Source organism: Microbacterium paraoxydans (genome assembly GCF_900105335.1).
In the GTDB taxonomy this organism is placed as follows: Bacteria; Actinomycetota; Actinomycetes; order Actinomycetales; family Microbacteriaceae; genus Microbacterium; species Microbacterium paraoxydans.
In genome coordinates this window covers 616,798-635,495 of the sequence record NZ_LT629770.1, presented here as the reverse complement: position 1 = coordinate 635,495, position 18,698 = coordinate 616,798, and the positions used below count along the sequence as shown (strand labels likewise).

General features: G+C 64.2%; 14 protein-coding genes. 5 read left to right on the top strand and 9 right to left on the bottom strand.

The window, feature by feature from the left end; all coding sequences use genetic code 11:
• Nucleotides 1-440: 440 nt before the first annotated feature.
• Both BLU02_RS03285 and BLU02_RS17390 read left to right on the top strand, forming a co-directional pair.
• On the top strand, nucleotides 441-1,466 hold the full coding sequence (locus tag BLU02_RS03285; RefSeq protein WP_036340952.1) for a hypothetical protein: 1,026 nt from the start codon (nucleotides 441-443) through the stop codon (nucleotides 1,464-1,466).
• A 96-nt stretch (nucleotides 1,467-1,562) separates the two neighbouring features.
• Nucleotides 1,563-1,916 carry a hypothetical protein gene (locus BLU02_RS17390; protein ID WP_101556366.1) on the top strand — a complete coding sequence of 118 codons (354 nt, stop codon included), beginning with the start codon at nucleotides 1,563-1,565 and terminating at the stop codon, nucleotides 1,914-1,916.
• A gap of 101 nt (nucleotides 1,917-2,017) precedes the next feature.
• Here the strand turns inward: BLU02_RS17390 and BLU02_RS17385 are convergent, their stop codons facing one another.
• From BLU02_RS17385 to mobF, 4 genes are all read right to left on the bottom strand, one after another.
• On the bottom strand, nucleotides 2,018-2,950 hold the full coding sequence (locus BLU02_RS17385; RefSeq protein WP_101556367.1) for a sce7725 family protein: 933 nt from the start codon (nucleotides 2,948-2,950) through the stop codon (nucleotides 2,018-2,020).
• Entirely contained in the window at nucleotides 2,943-3,812 is an 870-nt protein-coding gene (locus BLU02_RS17380) for a sce7726 family protein (protein ID WP_127434960.1), read from the bottom strand. Before BLU02_RS17380 ends, BLU02_RS17385 begins: the two co-directional genes overlap by 8 nt.
• The gene (locus BLU02_RS03275; protein ID WP_080695011.1) at nucleotides 3,809-5,347 is read right to left on the bottom strand and encodes an SIR2 family protein; all 1,539 of its coding nucleotides are present in this window, start codon (nucleotides 5,345-5,347) and stop codon (nucleotides 3,809-3,811) included. The genes BLU02_RS17380 and BLU02_RS03275 overlap by 4 nt, the downstream gene beginning before the upstream one ends.
• Nucleotides 5,348-5,491: 144 nt before the next feature.
• Complete coding sequence (gene mobF, locus BLU02_RS03270; RefSeq protein ID WP_231728764.1) at nucleotides 5,492-9,052, bottom strand: MobF family relaxase; 3,561 nt, start codon at nucleotides 9,050-9,052, stop codon at nucleotides 5,492-5,494.
• A 333-nt stretch (nucleotides 9,053-9,385) separates the two neighbouring features.
• Between mobF and BLU02_RS03265 the strand changes: the two genes are divergently transcribed.
• Nucleotides 9,386-9,925, top strand: a complete 540-nt coding sequence (locus BLU02_RS03265) for an ArsR/SmtB family transcription factor (RefSeq protein WP_052001286.1) — start codon at nucleotides 9,386-9,388, stop codon at nucleotides 9,923-9,925.
• Nucleotides 9,922-10,797 carry a M23 family metallopeptidase gene (locus BLU02_RS03260; RefSeq protein WP_036340961.1) on the top strand — a complete coding sequence of 292 codons (876 nt, stop codon included), beginning with the start codon at nucleotides 9,922-9,924 and terminating at the stop codon, nucleotides 10,795-10,797. Before BLU02_RS03265 ends, BLU02_RS03260 begins: the two co-directional genes overlap by 4 nt.
• Before the next feature lie 3 nt (nucleotides 10,798-10,800).
• Here the strand turns inward: BLU02_RS03260 and BLU02_RS03255 are convergent, their stop codons facing one another.
• From BLU02_RS03255 to BLU02_RS03235, 5 genes are all read right to left on the bottom strand, one after another.
• Nucleotides 10,801-11,433, bottom strand: a complete 633-nt coding sequence (locus tag BLU02_RS03255) for a DUF1345 domain-containing protein (RefSeq protein ID WP_052001289.1) — start codon at nucleotides 11,431-11,433, stop codon at nucleotides 10,801-10,803.
• A 150-nt stretch (nucleotides 11,434-11,583) separates the two neighbouring features.
• Nucleotides 11,584-12,222 carry a GNAT family N-acetyltransferase gene (locus BLU02_RS03250; RefSeq protein ID WP_036340964.1) on the bottom strand — a complete coding sequence of 213 codons (639 nt, stop codon included), beginning with the start codon at nucleotides 12,220-12,222 and terminating at the stop codon, nucleotides 11,584-11,586.
• Between the two features lie 32 nt (nucleotides 12,223-12,254).
• Nucleotides 12,255-12,827 carry a TetR/AcrR family transcriptional regulator gene (locus BLU02_RS03245; RefSeq protein WP_036340967.1) on the bottom strand — a complete coding sequence of 191 codons (573 nt, stop codon included), beginning with the start codon at nucleotides 12,825-12,827 and terminating at the stop codon, nucleotides 12,255-12,257.
• A 55-nt stretch (nucleotides 12,828-12,882) separates the two neighbouring features.
• Nucleotides 12,883-14,385 carry an MFS transporter gene (locus BLU02_RS03240; RefSeq protein WP_036340970.1) on the bottom strand — a complete coding sequence of 501 codons (1,503 nt, stop codon included), beginning with the start codon at nucleotides 14,383-14,385 and terminating at the stop codon, nucleotides 12,883-12,885.
• A 116-nt stretch (nucleotides 14,386-14,501) separates the two neighbouring features.
• Nucleotides 14,502-15,143, bottom strand: coding sequence for a TetR/AcrR family transcriptional regulator (locus tag BLU02_RS03235; RefSeq protein ID WP_036340973.1), 642 nt, complete (start codon nucleotides 15,141-15,143; stop codon nucleotides 14,502-14,504).
• A gap of 211 nt (nucleotides 15,144-15,354) precedes the next feature.
• On the opposite strand from BLU02_RS03235, the gene BLU02_RS03230 reads away from it, so the two are divergent.
• Nucleotides 15,355-18,513 (top strand): bifunctional cytochrome P450/NADPH--P450 reductase, encoded by a 3,159-nt coding sequence (locus BLU02_RS03230; RefSeq protein WP_036340976.1) that lies wholly within the window; start codon nucleotides 15,355-15,357, stop codon nucleotides 18,511-18,513.
• Nucleotides 18,514-18,698 lie beyond the last annotated feature (185 nt).

Here is an 18,698-nt window from a genome sequence, read left to right as displayed (position 1 = left end):
GATGCCACTGGCTCCAGAAACACGAAAACCCCCGGCGAACCGAGGGTTATTCGTGGACGCGGGTGGACTCAAACCGAACACCTGGCAGCGATTGGAGCGGCTGAGTTCCGCGTGGAATCAGGCGAAGCTCGTGCTCGGCGACCAGCCGGACGGCGCAGCTGACGATGAGCCGGGAGTCGTCGTGAACCCTAGGAGACGAGCTAGAACACCCCTCACGGAGAGCCAAGTGGACGCTATCCGAACAGCCCGCGCGAACGGTGAGAGCGTGGTCTCGATCTGTCAGCGGTTCAACGTGCATCGGATGACCGTCTGGACGCACACGAGAGACTTGTTCTGACGTCCCCTTGTGCTGCACACTCCGAGGTGACCGTGCACGAGCTGCGGCACACGAGCGTTGCTGAGTCCGGAGGCCTGTCGGCTTCACTTGCGATAATGGCACCGTGAAGTTTAAGCGCCGCAACCTCGAAGCTCTTGCTGACCTCATCGTGGGCAACACGGGCCGTGACGACGCGGAAAATGAGGACGAAGCCAAGTACTTCCCCTACCGGTCCAGCATGTACATCACCTCGTTCTTCCAAGAGCTGGAGACTGAGTACCAGCATGACGGTTCCACTCGCCACCGCTGGGTGGCAGATGTGCTGGAACAGATGCTGGCCGAACCGCACGACGGACCCAACCGCCCGCCAGAGATCTTCTGTCGCCTCATCGATCAGCTGATGAGCCCGGCCGATCGTCTCAACGAAGGGTCAGACCGTCCTCGGGCGCTCGCGCAACTCAACGAGGTCCTTGGCCGCGAAGGTTTCGAGGCATTCTATGGCGAAGACAACCACTGCTATCTGCGTCATGTCGGCACCCAGACCGTGACCATCCTTGCCACCAACCCCCACCGACCCTTCAGCAAGGCTGAGCTGGAACGGCGGCAACTCCTGACGGCGTACCTCAACGAGTGCAGCGAGGATGACCTCATCGAGGAGGTGCTACTCCCGATGTTCAGACAGCTTGGCTACCACCGCATCACGGCTGCCGGGCACAAGGATAAGGCTCTGGAGTACGGCAAGGACATTTGGATGCGATACACCTTGCCGACGCAGCACATTCTCTACTTCGGAATCCAGGCGAAGAAGGGCAAGCTCGACGCTTCGGGGGCAACCAAGACGGGTAACGCCAACATGGCTGAGATCCACAACCAGGCGCTCATGATGCTGGCGCACGAGATCTTTGACCCCGAGACCAATCGTCGCGTCCTGGTCGATCATGCCTTCATCGTGGCGGGCGGCGAGATCACCAAGGCGGCGCGCAACTGGCTCGGCAACGCACTCGACGCCCACAAGCGCAGCCAGATCATGTTCATGGATCGCGACGACATCTTGAACCTCTACGTCGTCGCAAACCTACCGCTCCCAGAAGGTGCGTTGCCGCCAACGCCAACCAGTCCGTGGTCCACGAACGCCGAGACTCCGTTTTGAACCGCGACGGCGTTCGCCAGCGGCATCGGTGCGACGAAGGCAAGTTGACGTACGCTGCCAGCCTCGCCCGGCTAGCAGAATCGAGGAAGGAGTGCGATGAATAGTCACTTTCAAAAGGCAGGTGAGTTCCTGCGAGATACTGCGCAGGAGTCTGCTCGACAGGTATTAAGCGATCATCGTGATGACGGCCACATAAGGGGTTTTACTAGCGCTGCTGGTATAGCCTTGCGCCGAATTCAAGAGAAGCTCGATGCGTACAGAGAACAGATGAAGGGTCCAGGTCTGTCCAAGTCTGAGCAAGCGAACTACGCGCAACTGGACGAACTGAAGTCTGAGATCGAGGCGGAATGCGACCGCTACTGGCGAGGCAGCGGCATCGACTGGAGACCTCTAAAGCCGGTCGCCAAGGGCGTCGTCAAGCGAGCCGACGAATCACAGTCTGATGACTGAAGTGATGTCTCACTTCTAGTTAGGAAGGCTGGGATCCTCGTGCAAAGTCGTCCGCTCGTATCTCCGTGCCCTCTCCGACTGGAGTCATACCGACACGAAATCTAGATAATTGCGTCCTGCATGACCAACATGTGATTCATGATCGACAACTCCTTGACCTTGCCAAGCCCGGGAAAGTGCTGACGCTGATACAGATCGCGGAACCCGTCGATTCCTAGGTTTGTTGGGAGCGACCTTTCGTCAACGAAGTCGATGAGCTTCTCAAGGGCCTCGAAGAACTTCCCAGCCGGGTCATCCTGAGTCTCGTTGCTGTCAGAGCAGAAGTGCTTCAGGCGGACAACATCACCGGATTCATATGTGAAGTGGATAACCACCGCATAGGCAGGCCCGCCGCCGGATTGAAATCCCCTTCCAAGCGTGAGGAAATCGCTGACGCCGAGGTAGCCTGCGCTCTTGTAGCCGGCAACGCGAGTGCTGAAGATCCCCTCTTCACGGCCGACGTACTCTCGATTGCGCGGCAAAGCAGGAAACGGGTCATTCGCCCAAACCACCGGAAGGCCTCCGAGGGGAAGACCATATGACGCCGGGACCGTCCGATCTTCGGCAATGTTCCATCGAACTCCGTGATACGTCGCACCTTGTAGGGTCACGGAGAGATCCAGTTCATGAACGATGTCGAGTGTGAACTCGTGTCCAGCACCCCTGGCCTCACTGATCCAACGTGACATCGCCGCGTGATCAGCGTCAGCATTGGAGAGGACCGCAAGTCCGTGGTGCTTGAGAAGATCATTCTCAAGGTAGTAGTCGCCAAGCCCTCTCCAACTACCCTTCGAACGTAGGTCACCAACCGAGGGGTTAAGGACGAGGTCACAACTGCCTCCCTCGTCGGCTATCGCTCCCAACCTCCGCGTGAAGAGGTCGTTTGGCGCGGCCACCGGCTCGAGAACCGGTACGACACGCGAAGATGCAGCAAAACTTGAGGCGCAGTTACGCACGGCGAAGACCTCATGCTGTCGTGCCCTCAGCCTAGGCATATACATTTGCCACCTCCTGGTTCATCCAATCTTGAAGACTGGATATCTGCTGTCTCGTCGGATCAAGCTTTAAAACGGCGGGCCGCACCGGTTCGGGCAATTTAGCGATCAATGTACGGCCAGCCCGCGGCTTCCGCGCTCTCAGCTGATCGGCTACCGCGTTGTGGAAAATCAGCGGGTCCAGATCTCGGGAAGCTGCTAGTGCGTATGAGAACACCCGCGTGTTCGGGAGATCGGGAACAGTAGAGCCAAGAGCAGACAGGACTCTGAGATACTCTGCGCGACGAAGTGACCGCATTAAGACCTCTGAGTCAAGGTATTCACGGCTAAACTCCGCGTTGCGGACAGTCTCCACGCGACCGTTCACATTAAGCCAGTGAAGACCAACAGTCTCGAACTCCCGGGCAGCGAGCAGTCGTTCCACTACGCGCTTTGATGCCATAACAGACACCAAGGGTGCAATTTTCCGGTAATCGTGTAGTTGGCTATCGAGTCGGGAAGTGTTGTCGAGGTCGCTCTTGATCTCGACGGCGTGCAACGAGTCTGTCACGGCCAAGAAGTCGACGATGGAGCGGCCGACCCTGAACTCCGGCAGAAGGATGCCGTCGCTCCACGGGATCATCTGACCGAGAACGGCTCTACGGTAGACGAGATCGTTACGGTAGTGGCGCGAAAGCCATCGGTCGCAACGCCAGATCAGTGTTCGAACGGTGGATGCGCCAATGGCTAGACCACTCTCAACAAGACTTGAAATGGTGCGATTCGCCAACTTCGATGCCGGGCCGTCTCGCATCGCTGAGCGGAGAACGGGAGCCGAAAGCAATGCCGAAGCCGCTGCCGCCTGGCTCTCTACAACGCTCATGATTTGGCCTCGTTCGGGGGTCCGTACATCAGCCAGTCGAGAGTCACGGCCAACTTGGCGTACTGCGTGAGGTAGTAGGACTGCTGACGATAGCTTCGGTTGTTGTTCAGGTACTCTCGCAAGCCCTCACCGTCGCGGGTCTCGTCGAGCAACGACCAAGGGTGGCCAAGAATCCAGTCCTCTCCTTCGCGATCGAGCACGTCTTGAAAGGTCACACCATCCGGGAGAGAGCGTTTTCCCAGGTTCTTGGTTTCTCGGGATATATAGGAATGAATCTTGGATGGGACCTCAAGCTGCGGCAGCAAGCTCCCCGCCTCGTCAAGGAATCCACCTTGCCGGAGATGCTTCCAGTAGGGCACATACCAGTTGCTAGCGAAGGAACTCCCGAACGCCTCCGATATCACCTGGTCACTGGGAAGCCCACGGTCTGGCGAACCAAGCACATCATCAACGAGGTCCCAGCGAGATAGGCCAATGATCCCTTTAACAGTCATCTTGGCACCAACACCGAACACCACGTCGAGTTGATCCGAAGCTGACTCAATGTCGGAAACCTGCACGAGTCGACCGTCAGGATCGTTGCTCTTCACCAGTTCGTAAATCTGATTCTTGAGCTGACGTAGAACACGAGCCGGAAGCGCCCTCTCCTTGATTCCTAGCGCTCGAAAGACGTCGATGAAGTCGGGGACAACAATCTCAAATGCCTCGATTTGACCACCTTCGATCTGCACAGTTCGAGAGCGAATCTCTGGGGAAGCTTCCGAGTCCCAGTTGACGAAAAGTAGGCGCTCCTTAAGCTTGCTCGCGTTGGTGCCACGCATCGCCTTCACCAGCGAACGAAGTATCTCAAGTACGTTGTTGTCACTCAGGCTGTAGCCAAGGAAAACGATCGGGTGCTCGACGAAGAAGGTCATCAGCTTGGCGGCAAGGTACGCATCTCGCTCTTGAAAGTCCTCGTAGTCCTCCCCCGTCAGAACGAGTGAACGCGGCTGCTGCGAGGACCCGTGAATCATGTAGATTTCCGCGATACCTTGTGGATCGGCAAACAGCAACTCATCTTGGCCAGTAAAGACGGTGTAGTCAGGGTAAACAACGGACATCAGCCTGTCGAAGTTGGTCGTTATCACTCCTTCGACGTTTGCGCTCTGCAGGAGCGAGAACTCGGAAGCGTGCTCGGCCGTCGGCTCGAATCCTTCAATCGCTTCTTCGAAATACCTTGCCACTTCGATCTTTAGCGCTGATGAGGGATCAGTAACCTCAGGACCATACCTGTCTCTCGAATCTGAGAATCGCTTATCGGACCACCACACCGAGTAAAACTCATTGGCCAGCAGTGAGGCAGTCTTAGGAAGATCGCCTGAAGCGAGGCCACGGTAGTACTCATACGGGTGGCTAGTAAATGCAGCAAAGTGTCTGAGGAGACCTTCCCAATCGGGCAGATCAGCATACCGTCTTGAAATCCCCGAGCCGATAAACAGGTACGGCGCAGCCATCGTCTTCAGATGAGAGCTGAGGAAGTCGTACGCGGTACCCATGCTACATAGGGTATCTTCCGGCGTCCTCCCGCGTAGTCGGTTCCGTGGTGACACGCCCGGCGGAGCAGTTTTCCACCCGCCACAACGTCGTCACCGAGTGGTTCTCCGCGTGGCGTGTCGTCGCGCGCCTGATGAGGTCGCGGGTCAGAGTCCACGTCGTGGTGTGTTGCCGACGGTCGACTGAGGTCCTCTGTGATCATCGTGTTGAGCACTCGCCTTGATGTGCCGCAACGCATGCTGACCGGCTCGGTACTCGGCCGCTTGGTCAGGGCCACGCACGATGTTCGGGTCGCCCAGCGGTGCCGGGCCGCTGACGTCGTATTGGTAGCGGTACAGCGCGACCGTGGCGGCGTGTGCTTCCCACCGCTCTCGCGCTTCGGGTCGTGAACTCGGCTGGCCGAGCCGCGCCACCCATTCGGCTCCCGCTTCTTGGGCGTCGTGCAGGAGTCCGCGCGCGGCAGCCTCGATCAGCGCCTGCCGCTCGGTGAGCGCGGTCTGCATGTCGTCTGCGATCGGCTCGGCAGGCGTGGAGATGAGTCCGGCAACTCGTACTGTGGTTCGTTTGCCGGGCCGGAGCTTCTGAGTGGCTTGGTCGAGCATGTCGGCCAGCTGCGCGGCGGGGTCGGCCTGGTCTTCGCCGGGCGTGAGTCTCGGTGCGAGCGCGGTGAGCGCGACGGCTGCAAGGTGGCCGGCTGCCTCGTGACGTGCGAGTGCGCTCTCCAAGCGCTCGTAGTAGGGGCTGGTGAACACGTCGTCGGCCACGTTCTCGGGGAACGGCGCGATGTCGAGCAGCGCGGCCCAGCGGTCGATCTGCGCTTCGCGGGCGAGCACGTCGTACTCGGCGAGCAGCGTGGACAGCGAGGCGTGACGGTCTACCTCGAGCGTCAGCGTCTCGGTCGCGGAGAGGTCGGCGTCGCTGCGCGCAAGCACCTTGGCAAGCCGGTCGATCAGGGTCAGCGGCTTCGGCTGGTCGAGATGCGGCTCGACCTCGTGCGGGTCAGGCACGATCACGTAGGCGTGGTTGCGGTGCTTACCGCGCGTCATCGCCACGTAGAACAACTCCCGCGACGAGACTTCGGGGTCAACGAGCGCGTGCGCGGTATCCACGCTGGCTCCCTGGGCACGGTGGACGGTGGAGGCGTAGCCGAGTTCGAGTTCCTCGCGCACGTACTTCGCAGGCAACACGAGCGCCTTGCCGTGGGGCTTGTCGCCGCGCCCCAGCCGCCGCACAGCGAGCGAGCCGTCGTCGTAGCGGTGCGTGACTTGCCAGCGATCACCGTTCTTGACCCATGCCCTGCCGGTGGACAGGCGGCGGTCGTTGAGCCGGGTGACGACGAGATCGCCGACGCCTGCGGTGGTGCCGTCGTGCAGACGCAGACCGTCGGCCTCAACCTGCCCGGTCTCGATGAGGTCGGCGCGGGCGCGCTCGTTGAGTTGGGCGACCATCTCGCCGGTGCCCGCAATCATCAGCGTGCGCAGGCCCGCGTCGCGGTCGCTGCGCCATGCTTCGTAGATCGCATTGAGCATGGCCTCGGCGTCACCGTCCGCCAGCCTGCCGCGCTCCTGGTACTCGTCGAGCGCATCGGTGCGTCCGTGTCGCAGGCCGAGGCTGGCGCTCTTCTCCCAATCGTTGGCGAAGCGGCGCACATCGGTGAGTTCGGGAACGCTCTGACGGTGTCGCACGAGCATCCCGAACGCCCCGCCTGTCTCGACCGCGCTCAGTTGCGCCCAATCGCCGATGAGGACGACCTTGGCTCCGACTTCGGTGGCGTGCTCGGCGATGCGATCGAGCGCGAGGGTTCCGGCAAGCGAGGACTCGTCCACAAGCACGAGCTGCCCGGCTTCGAGGTTCCAGCGTCCGTGATGGTGTTCGTAGAGGAACTTCGCGGTGTTCTCTGCTCGCACGCCGAGGGAGTCGCCGAGCACTTCGGCGGCAGCTGCCGACGGCGCGAGGCCGATCACCGAGTCGCGTCCGTACGCGGCTGTCCATGCCCGGTGCAGAGCGCGTAGCGCGGTGGTCTTGCCGGAACCAGCGGGGCCGACCAGCAGATCGAGGCTCAGCCCGGAACGGGCGATGCGGGTGATAGCGACGGCCTGGTCGGGGTCGAGCCGAACGCCCCTGATCTTGCGAGAGGTATGCCGCGCGACGAGCCGCGCCGTCAATGCTGGCCCGCCGGTGCGCTGGCTGTGTGCGAGTAGGCGCTGCTCGGCGTCGAGGATGTCTTGGCTGGAGTACGCGATCTGATCGACCGGCTGGAACCTGTTGCCCTCGCTCTCGACGTAGTGGGCGGGTAGGGCGCGGTGGTAGTCGGGGGTGAGCCGCAGCGATTCGGCTTCGGCGTGCGCGACGATCTGGTCGAGCACCTGGAGACGGTCGTCGGTGGTTGCGAACCGGACGCCCATGATCTGCCGCATGGTCTCGGCGTGCAGGTTGAAGCGCCCCCAGGTTGCGCGCCGGTTCGCCACGCTCATCAGCACCACCGAGGCGAGATCCTCGATCTGCTCCAGCCCGAGATCGTCCGCGCGCAGCCGGGCTTCGGTCGCACCCCGGTCGAGCAGGTGCTGCGCCCAGGTGGGTGCGTCCTCGCCGAGCACGACCTCGGCACGCGCCCGCCAGTCGGTGGTGAGGTCGGCCAGCGAGTGCAGTTCTTTCTCTGGTCGCGTCTCCAAGGTCGCCTGTTGCCGGAGCTTCGCAATCGTCGCCGCTGAGGGTTGCCTGCCGTGCTCGGCGACGTACTGCTCGATCAGCCGGTTCTTGACCTGCTCGATGCCCGCCCCGCCGTCGCTGCCGCCGGTGGTGCGTCGGGAGAACTCCGCGATCAGCGCCGCCGGTACGCCTTCGATCTCCCATCCGGTGTTGCGGTCTTTGCCCCGGTCGACGGGCACCCACGTCACGCCGAGCAGCCGCGCGGTGTGATCGGTGAGGAAGGCGTTGTACGACTCCGAGAGAGCGACAGCGGCCTTGTGCAGTCGGCGGGAGTCGAGGGTGCGCCAGCGCCCATCTACGCCCTGCACCTTGTTTGACACCACGACGTGCGTGTGTAGTTGCGGGTCGGCGGCTCGGGAGTCGTAGTGGTCGAACGCGGTGGCGATCACGCCCACGATCGGCATCTGCGCGATACCGCCCGCACCGACGCGGGTTGCAGCGACCCGCTGTTCCAGCAACGCGATCGTGTCGCGCATCGCGGCGTGATGCGCCTGCGCAATCAGGGCTTGCGTGCCCGCGTCGGCCACGCCCCAGATCGCGCTGACCGACTTCGGTGGGGAGAACGTCAAGTCGAACCCTGCAACGGCGGTGCGAGGCTTCTTCGCAACCTCTCCCTCACGGATGCGCTCCACAGCCTCGGCCCGCGCCGCGCCACGCAAGCCGGGGTCGAGGCGTGCAACGCGCGCCGCAATCCGCTCGCGTGGGGGTTGCAACGAGGGGAACCTCTTGCCGAGCTTACCGCCAGTGACCGGATGGATGCCGTCACCGAGCAGTCGGGCCAGGTGTTCCTCAGTCACCGTGTCGCCCTCGGCCAGCGCCGGGGTGCGCCCGTCGTCGAGGCTCATCAGGCCGGTGCCGACCCAGGTTCCGGGCGGGCAGCCGGACTCGGTGTAGTACCGGGTCAGCGGGCTGCTCATCTCCCGGTCGCCGTCGCCGACGACGACCGATTTCAGCAGGTACTCGTAGCCCTTGCCGGACGACATGACACGGATGGTCATCACCACGACGGCCCCTCCCCGAGACCGTCACATCAGGGGCGATCTCGGGGGTTAGGTGCGCGCGCAGCGCGCGGCTCGCACTCTTAGTGCCAGACGTGTGGGGGAATCTGAGGGGCGGTCAAGGGAGCGGGAGCGCGGAGGCCCTAGCGCTGGGAGTCGTAGCCGGGGCTGGGCTGACCGGATACGTTCCGCTCTCGCCCTCTGAGTGCCTGAGCCGCGTGACGACAACGACGGCGAGCGGTGGCACTGACTCGCTTCGTCGAAGGGATGCGGCAAGTGAGAGAGGAGTTCCAGAGTTAGTACGGAAGAACGATATAGCGTACTATCGTGCTTATGATCAAGCCTGGTGAGGATTTGAGAGCGGAGCTGGAGGCGCTGTCCGAGCGCATGGCACGGTTGGAAGCGATGGCCGAAAGCCCCGATCGGGCGCGTGATTCTTCACCAATCCTGGATGAGGAGCAGTTCTGGGCTTTGACGGGCTTACAGTCCCAGCTGAACGATCACCCCTCGACAGTCGAGGGGGCGGTCATGCTGGTGGGTTCGCTCAAACTGCCGGATGGTACGCCGGTAGCGTGGCAGCAGGCCGCGGGCACCGCGGGTATTTGGGAGACGGAGTGGTCCGATCAAGCCGCGGCATTCTCTGCGCTCGGGCATCCTGTGCGACTGGAACTGCTGCGCCATATCCTCTCGGGCACGCACGCGACGGCTGATCTTGCCGAGGTTGCGTCTCTCGGCACGACCGGACAGCTGCACCACCATCTCCGGCAGCTTGTCGCAGCGGGCTGGGTCAAGCAGAGCGGTCGCGGGAATTACGAGGTGCCCGCGGCGCGGATCGTGCCGCTGCTGGCCTGCCTGGTGGGGGCGGGGCGATGAAACGAGCAGTGCTGGCGCTGTACCGCGTGCGAATCCCGCTCTACTACCTCGCGGCAGTGGTCCTCATCGGCAACGCAGTCTTGGGGCGCTTCATGAGTGCCGGAGGTGTTCGTGAGGTGTGGCTCGCTGCTGTGTTCGCCGCTCTCGCACTTGCCGGTCTCTGTCTGATGCTGGTGTTCCTGGCACCGCGACTACTCCCGGACTCTCCGGTCCGGGTGGTCGAGCCACCAGTGCGAGGCCGGTGGTTGGGGATGAATAGTCCAGCCTCGAAGGTTCCTAGCCACGGTGTGAGGGCCTATGGGCAGGCTTATGCCATCGATATTGTCGCCGACCCGGTGGCTGAACCGCGCCCGGAGTTCGGTGGCGCGATGATGCGGCTACCGAGTGCGTATCCTGCGTTCGGTGAGCCCGTATTCGCGATGGTCGACGGGGAGGTCGTACGCGCTTCAGGATGGCGCAGGGATCACCGGGCCCGCTCCAACGGTTGGGGCATCGTCTACATGATGATCGAGGGCATGATCCGCGAAATCGGCGGGCCAGGGTTCGTCATCGGAAATCACGTCACCATCCGCAGTGGCGATGGCGCATACGCGACTGTCGCACATCTGCAGCAGGGATCGCTGACCGTGAAGGTCGGTGACCGGGTGACTGCTGGCACGGTCATCGGAGGCTGCGGGAACTCTGGCAACACCAGCGAGCCGCATGTGCATGCGCAACTCATGGACCGCGCCTCACTTTGGACCGCACAGGGCCTCCCGATGAGCTTCTCCGGCATCACGCTCGACAACCATCCCGAGGCCGTTGACGCGCTCCCAGCGAACGAGCAGCATATGACAGCGACAGGAGAGCGCCACGAAGCATTGCCACGTTAGGTGTTAGGAAGCCACGGCGTGTTGGAGGACTTGGAATGCGACGGCGACGACAAGGGCGTTGTAGAAGAAGGAGACCACGCCGTGGATGAGGACGAGTCGTCGAGCGGGGAGGGTTTTGAGTGTGGCGTCTGAGGTGGCGAAGGATGTTCCGATGGTGAAGGAGAAGTAGAGGTAGTTGAGGAAGACGGGGCGGTCGTTGCCGGGGAAGGTGATGGCGTCTTGGTCTGAGGCGATGTCGGTGGCTTCATACATCTGCGCGAAGCCGGTGTGCAGGAGTGTCCAGGACAGGACGACACCGATGGATGCGGCGACGCCGAGCAGGGCGTCGTTGTGGATGCCGTCGCCGCGGGCGATCAGGGCGAGCACGGCGGAGTTGACGCCGGCGAAACTGGAGATGAGGGGAAGAACCCACGACCATCGTGCGACGGCGCGGACGTCGCCGCGGGAGACTCGGGAGGGGCGTTTGCCGCTCCAGGCGAGGGTGAACCCGATAGCGAGGTAACCGGTCGCGAGTGCTTCCCAAGCGATCAGCGCCCAGAGTTCGCTGGAGACCACGTAAACGAGGCTGGCGACGATGATGCAGATTTCTGCGACCGCGCCGACCCAGAACCCTCCGCGGGAACGTGTACGTGCCATCGGCTCCTGCTTTCGTGTCGGGTGGCGTGGTCGGTCTGCCGGTGTTCGGCGACGATCGCGTGCCGTAGGCGGGAACGGGCCGATGCGACCCATTGTCCCATCGAGGGTTCCGGGCTTGAAGTCCTGGAGCCCGGTGCTCGTGTCGTGGTCTTAGGTGGCGGTGCCCGAGTACAGGTAGACGCCTAGGGCTTCAGGTTTGCCGTCGAGGACGAGGTTCATGTCTTCGGAGGCGGTGCGGGTCATGCCCTGCTTCTCGTAGAACTGGAAGGTGCACAGGGAGTCGGTGTAGAGGTAGAAGTCGCTGCGTCCGAGGCTGCGGAGGTGGTCGAGGTAGTCGCGGTAGAGGGTCTTGCCGATGCCGAGTCCGCGGGTGCTGGAGTCCACGGCGAAGAGCGTCAGTTCGTCGGTCAGCGGGCTCGGGGTTTTCTTGCGCAGCTCACCGTATACGCGGTCGAAGGCGAAGTATTGGCGCATCGACTTCCACTGGGGCAGGCCGAGGATGCCGGCGCGGAGCGTGTGCGCCAGGGTCAGGAGTCGGTTGGTGAATCGGCCGCCGAGGCGTGGCTGCCCGTCGACTTGGCCCATGATGATGCCGACGACACGTTCGTCCTGGACCGCGACGCGGGTCCAGGTGCTGGCCAGGAGGCGCTCGCGCAGGTAGATCTCCAGCGCACTGTCAAGGACCAGGCGGCCGGTGACGTAGCGGTGGATGTAGAAGGCTTCGTTGATGATCTTCTTGATGTCCTCGGCGTCTTGCGGCTGGTAGGGGCGGTAGACGATGTTGGTCATGGCGTGGTTTTCCTTTCCGTGAATGGTGTGGGTCAGCCGGATGAGTCGTCACGTTGCGTGAGGGCGATCAGGTCGGCTTCGAGGGCGGTGCGGTCGGGCTCGGTCAGGACGGCTCCCCACAGCGGGGCGCTGTTGGACCCGTCGGTGGCGGCGATGACCATGCGAGCGATCGCGGGGTCGAGGCCGTCTTCGAAGAGCGCGCTGCGCCACTGCGCGGCGTCTGCTTGGGCGAGTTCTTCTAGGGCGGGCTCGAACATCAGGTGAGCGGCTAGGGCGATGTAGTCGCGTAGCCCGCTGGGGTCCCCGGCGTGAGCGAAGCTGACGCGGATGTAGGCGCGGGTGAGTCTGCCCGGGACCCCTTCGGGCTCGGCGGTCGCGGCCTGCTCGACGTGGCTGCGGAACTGGGTCATCAGGTTGGTGGCCACCCCGTTCAGCAGTGTTTCCTTGTTCGGGAAGTGGTAGAGCAGGCCGCCTTTGGAGACCCCGGCGGCCTCGGCGATGTCGGTCACGGGCACCGTGGTGCCGTGCCGGCCGATCAGGCGTGCGGCCGAGGTCAGGATGAGTTGTCTGGTCTCGTCTGCGCTGCGTCCGGCGGTCCGTGCCATGATGCGTCTCCTTTCTCGTGGGTTCGGTTCAAGGATTTCAGTTGTGGTCAGGTTTTCAGTGGTCGGCGGTGACGGCGTCCTTGTTGTTCGGGATGAGGGTGAAGGCCACGATCGCGGCGAGGACCATCACTCCCCCGGCGATCAGGGTGGTGGACTGCATTGCCGAGACGAACGCGTGCTGCGCGGCTTCCAGGACCGGGCTTCCGGGCTCGAGGACCGCGGTCGCCGAGGCGAGTGAGTCCTCGACCCGGGCCGCTACCTCGCCGGGAACACCTGTCGGCAGGTCGAGGCCTCCGCGGTAGAACACGCTCATCAGCGAGCCGAGGATCGCGATGCCCAGGGCCACGCCGAGCTCGTAGGCGGTCTCGGCGACCGAGGCCGCGGCTCCGGCCTTGGCTGGCTTGACGGCGGAGACCACCGCATCCACCGACAGGGTCTCGGCGACACCGATGCCCAGCCCGAGTGGGACCACGGCCAGCAGCACCCAGGCCAACTGCTCGCTGCTCTCCAATGCGGCCAGCAGCCCAAGCCCGACCGCGCCGGTGATCAGAGCCACCCCGATCGCCCGGCCGCGACCGAGACGGGTGAGGAGGAACCCGACCACTGCCACAGCGGCCATCGCCGAGAGGGCGGCGGGTAGCTGCGCGAGTCCGGCCTGGAGCGGGCTGAGGCCGCGGGCGAGCTGGAGGTACTGGGAGAAGAAGAACAGCACACCGCTGAGGGCGAACACCGAGATGAAGTTGACCAGCACCGCGCCGCTGAAGGCAGGCACGCGGAACAGGTCCACGTCGATCATCGGAGAGGCGGTCTTGCGCTGACGGCGCACGAACAGGATGCCGCCGACCACGCTCGCGATGATCGCCGCTGCGGTGAGGAGGTCGAACTTGCCGCCGGTGACCTGCTTGATCGTGTACACGAACGGGATGATCGCCAGCATCGACAGGCCGCTGGAGATCAGGTCGAACCGGCCGGGGTTGGGGTTGCGGGACTCCGGCAGCAACCACGCGCCCAGGCCGATGACCAGTGCCATGACGGGCAGGTTGATCAGGAACACCGAGCCCCACCAGAAGTTCTCCAGCAGTGCCCCGCCTACCAGAGGGCCAAGTGCGATGCCGCTGGCGGCCGCTGCCGACCAGATCGCGATCGCACGGGTGCGCTCAATCGGATCGGTGAAGATGTTGCGGATCAGCGACAGCGTCGAGGGCATGATCGTCGCTCCGGCCACACCCAGCAGCAGGCGTGCGGCGATGAGGACTTCCGCGGTCGGCGCGAAGGCGGCCAGGATGGAGGCGAGTCCGAACGCTGCGGCTCCGATCAGCAGCAGCTTCTTGCGCCCAATCCGGTCGGCCAGGTTCCCCATCGTGACCAGCAGCCCCGCCAGGGCCAGGGAGTAGATGTCCCCGATCCACAGCACCTGCGAGGCCGTCGGGGACAGGTCGGCGGTCAGCGACGGCACCGCCAGATACAGCACCGTGGCGTCAATGGCCAGCAGCAGCACCGCTCCCACCAGCACAGCCAGCGAGGCCCATCGCCTGGCTGGCGTCATCAGTTCATTCATGTTCAGTCTCCTCAGTATCTTCCTCAAACTAAACCGTCGTGCCGGTACAGTTCTGGTGGTAGTGCGCAGCCCGTACAGGACTGCTGGTGTGATGTGCGGCGAGGTGCCGCGTGGCGCTAGCTGGTGTGTTCGCTGCTGGTGCGTGCGAACGATGCCGCCAGGCTCGCGAACCGTTCCAGGCTCTGGCGGGCGAGGTCGTTGTCTCGGTGGGCCAGCCAGGACCAGGCGACTCCGTTAAGTGTGTCGAGGACGAGTTCGGCGAGCACTCGCTCGTCCTGGGCGAAGTCCAGACGCGCCTCGTCCGCCAGGCGGGTGATGTAGCCGGTGGCTTTCTCCAGGGAGGCGGCGTGCTCGTGCTGTGGCAGCTCCTGGAGTTCGGGGTCGCGCAGCGCGAAGCTGCCCAGGTCGAACAGGACCAACTGCGCGTCGGGGTCGGTCTCGATCTGTGACCAGAACGCCAGCAGCAAGGTGCGGATGTTCTCAAACGGGCTTGCATCGGGTGAAATATGCGGCCAGGCGGCCCCCAGGTCGATCTCGATGTCACTGGCCAGCAGGGCTGCGTACAGCTCCTTCTTGGAGTGGAAGCAGTAGTGAAACGCCCCGTGCGGCATCCCCGCCTCAGCGCAGATCGCACGGGTGCTCGCCGCAGCGATCCCGTCGCGCCTCATCACCCGCAGCGCGGCGGCCACCAACTGCTCTCGACGCTCGCCAGCGCTGATCTGTTTGCGCGGCGTACGCGCCTCTCCTCGATCGTCCATAGCCCCATCATACGCCTTGGGCACACGACGTGGCCAGTTGACCTAGGCGAGTGGCCAAGTTAGTGTGTTGGGAGACGTCACGCGGTGCCCGAACTCATGGCCGGGCTTCAGGCCGCACTCCGACCTCTGACCGGGTGCGCCCGCTCACAGCCAGCCACCAGGGGCGATGGACGGTTCGACCCGATAGATCGTGAACAGGAAGGCCCTTTCGATGACTCCTCCCAACGCCACCGGCACCCCTCGTATCCCCGGCCCTGCCGCCCTGCCGGTGGTGGGGAACCTGTTCGAGGTGCTGGGCGCTTCGCAGGAGACCTCAATCGAGTTCGCTGAGGACTATCACGCCAAGTACGGCGGCATGTTCGCCCTTGATGTGCTGGGCACGCGGCAGATCTTCGCCTCGGAACACGCGCTGGTGGCGGAGATGTGCTCCAGTCCGTTGTGGTCGAAGAAGGTCCATGACGCGATCGATCAGGTGCGCGACTTCGGTGGTGACGGGCTGTTCACCGCGTACAACGAGGAGCCGAACTGGGGGAAGGCGCACCGGTTGTTGATGCCGGCGTTCGGGACGATGGCGATGAAGGACTACTTTGGCCAGATGCTCGACATCGCCGAGCAGATGATGGTCCGCTGGGAGCGCTTCGGGCCAGACGTGGAGATCGACGTCGCCGAGGACATGACCCGGCTGACGCTGGACACGATCGCGCTGTGTGCGTTCGATGTGCGGTTCAACTCGTTCTACTCCGAGAACCATCACCCTTTCGTCGGTGCGATGGTGGGCGCGCTGACCGAGGCGGGGCTGCGCAGCGAGCGCCTACCGGGGGTGCAGCCGTTCATGGTCGGCACCAACCGCCGCTACCGCGAGGACATCGCCACCATGCGGCAGATCACCCAGGACATCGTCACGGCCCGCGCCGGTAGGCCTGTCGATCAGCGGCCTGATGACCTGCTGGAGCGGATGCTGTCGGCTGCGGACCCGCTCACCGGGGAGAAGCTGTCGGAGGAGAACGTCCAGTATCAGCTCGCGACCTTCCTCATCGCCGGGCATGAGACCACCTCCGGGCTGTTGTCCTTCGCGACCCACAAGCTGCTGACCCACCCCGATGTGCTCGCGAAGGCCCGCGAGGTGGTTGATGAGGTCTTGGGTGATCGGACCCCGGAGTTCGCTGACCTGGCCAAGTTGGGCTACATCGGGCAGGTTCTGCGTGAGACCCTGCGGCTGCATCCCACCGCTCCGGCGTTCGCGCTGTCCCCGAGTGAGGACACCACGCTGGGCGGATACGACATCGCCGCCGGAGAGAGCGTGATGGTGATGCTCCCGACCCTGCACACCGATCCGGCCGTGTGGCCCGAGCCGACGCGGTTCGACCCGGACCGGTTCTCCCCGGAACGGATGGATGAGATCCCCGAGTATGCGTGGATGCCGTTCGGCCACGGCGCACGGGCCTGCATCGGTCGTCCCTTCGCGTTGCAGGAGGCCACCTTGGTGCTGGCGATGATGCTCCAGCGCTTCGACATCGCCCTGACCGACCCCGGGTATGAGCTGAAGATCGCCGAGTCGCTGACGATCAAGCCCAAGAACCTCACCATCCACGCCGCCAACCGCCTCAGCCACACCCAGCTCCGCACCGACGCCACAGCACCCGCGTCCGCCCCTGCTCCTGCTCCTGCTCGGAAGGCGTCCGCCGCCGCGACACCACCGGCGGATGCGCACGGCACGCCGATGCTGGTGCTTTACGGCTCCAACGGGGGCAGCAGTGAGGGCTTGGCCCGCACCATCGCCGGCGATGGGGCCGCCCGTGGCTGGCACACCCGAGTGGCCTCCCTCGATGAGGCCACCGCGGACCTGCCCACGGCCGGGCCGGTCGTCATCGTGACCTCCTCCTACAACGGCACCCCACCCGACAATGCGAAGCGCTTCGTCGACTGGCTCACCACCACCGGCCCGGACCTGAGCGGTGTTGAATACCTGGTGCTGGGCTGCGGGAGCCTGGACTGGGCCGCCACCTACCAGCGCGTCCCCACCCTCATCGACGACGCCATGACTGCTGCCGGGGCCACGAGGATTCGTGAACGCGGTGCCACCGATGCCCGCACCGACTTCTTCGGCGACTGGGAACGCTGGTACCAGCCGTTGTGGCCCGAACTGTCCGAGCACTACCAGATCGAGGACACCGCCCCGACAGGCCCCCGCTACCGGATCGCCTCCACCAGCCAGCCCGCCGCCCATCGTGAGGAGGCCACCGCGATCGTGCTGGAGAACCGCGAGCTAGTCCGCGGCGACTCGCCCCGCTCCAAGCGGCACCTCGAACTCCGCCTGCCCGAGGGCATGACGTATCGCACCGGCGACTACCTCTCGGTGCTGCCGCAGAACCACCCCGAACTCGTCACCCGCATGCTCACCCGCCTGGCACTGCCAGGCGACGAGTTGGTGACCATCGACTCCGACGCCCCCAGCGGACGCATCCCCGTCGGAGTGCCGGTGCGGGTCGATGACCTGCTGACCCGCCACGTCGACCTGACCGCCCCAGCCACGCAGGGGGTACTCGCCTCGCTCGCCGAGACGACACGCTGCCCTCCCGAGCGCGCAGAACTCGAAAAGCTGGCCTCCCCTGAACAGGCGGACACCATCAGGCAGCGCCGGTTCTCACTGCTGGACCTGCTGGAGATGTTCGCCTCCTGCGAGGTCGACCTGGCCTGGGTGATCGAACGACTCCCCGCCCCCAGGGCACGGCAGTACTCGATCAGCTCCGCCGCCGAAACCCAGACCGAAGTAGCACTGACCGTCTCAGTCATCGAGGGCCCCGCACTCTCGGGGACGGGCACCTACCGAGGCGCGGCCTCCAGCTACCTTCAGCGCGTCCAGCCCGGCGACCGGCTCACCGTCACCCTCGCTTCGCCGACCGAGCACTTCCGGCCCCCAGCCCAGAACTCGATCCCGGCGATCATGATCGCCGCTGGCTCCGGCATCGCCCCGTTCCGCGGCTTCATCAACGCTCGTCATGCTCGCGCCACCGGCGGCGAACCGGCGGGTGAGACGGTGCTGTTCTTCGGCTGCCAGCACCCCGACTGGGACGACCTCTACGCCGAAGAGTTCGCCACCTACGAGGCTGCCGGGACGCTGCGCGTGCACCGGGCATACTCACGCAAGCCCGACGGCGAGGTCCGCTACGTCCAGCACCGGCTCTGGGCCGAACGAGACAGCATCCTCGACCTCATCGAGCAGGGCGCGCACGTGTATGTGTGCGGTGACGTCACCGGCATGGGGCCAGCGGTCGAGGAGACCCTGACCCGGATCGGCCAGGACGTCCACGGACCCAACTGGCTCACCGAACTCAGCCAGACCGGGCGATACGCCACTGACCTCTTCTGAGCCACTCACATGAGACTGCGGGCTCAGACGACTGACAGTTCCTTTCGAGAACTCAGACTCTCGGAGCTGAGTTCTCGTCACGTCGCACGCTTCGGAAGTGGTGCACGCGGACCTCACGCCGATTCGCGTGTTGCTCCTGATCGTGGAGGTAAGCCATAGGCGCGCGCGAGGCTGTGAGGAGACTC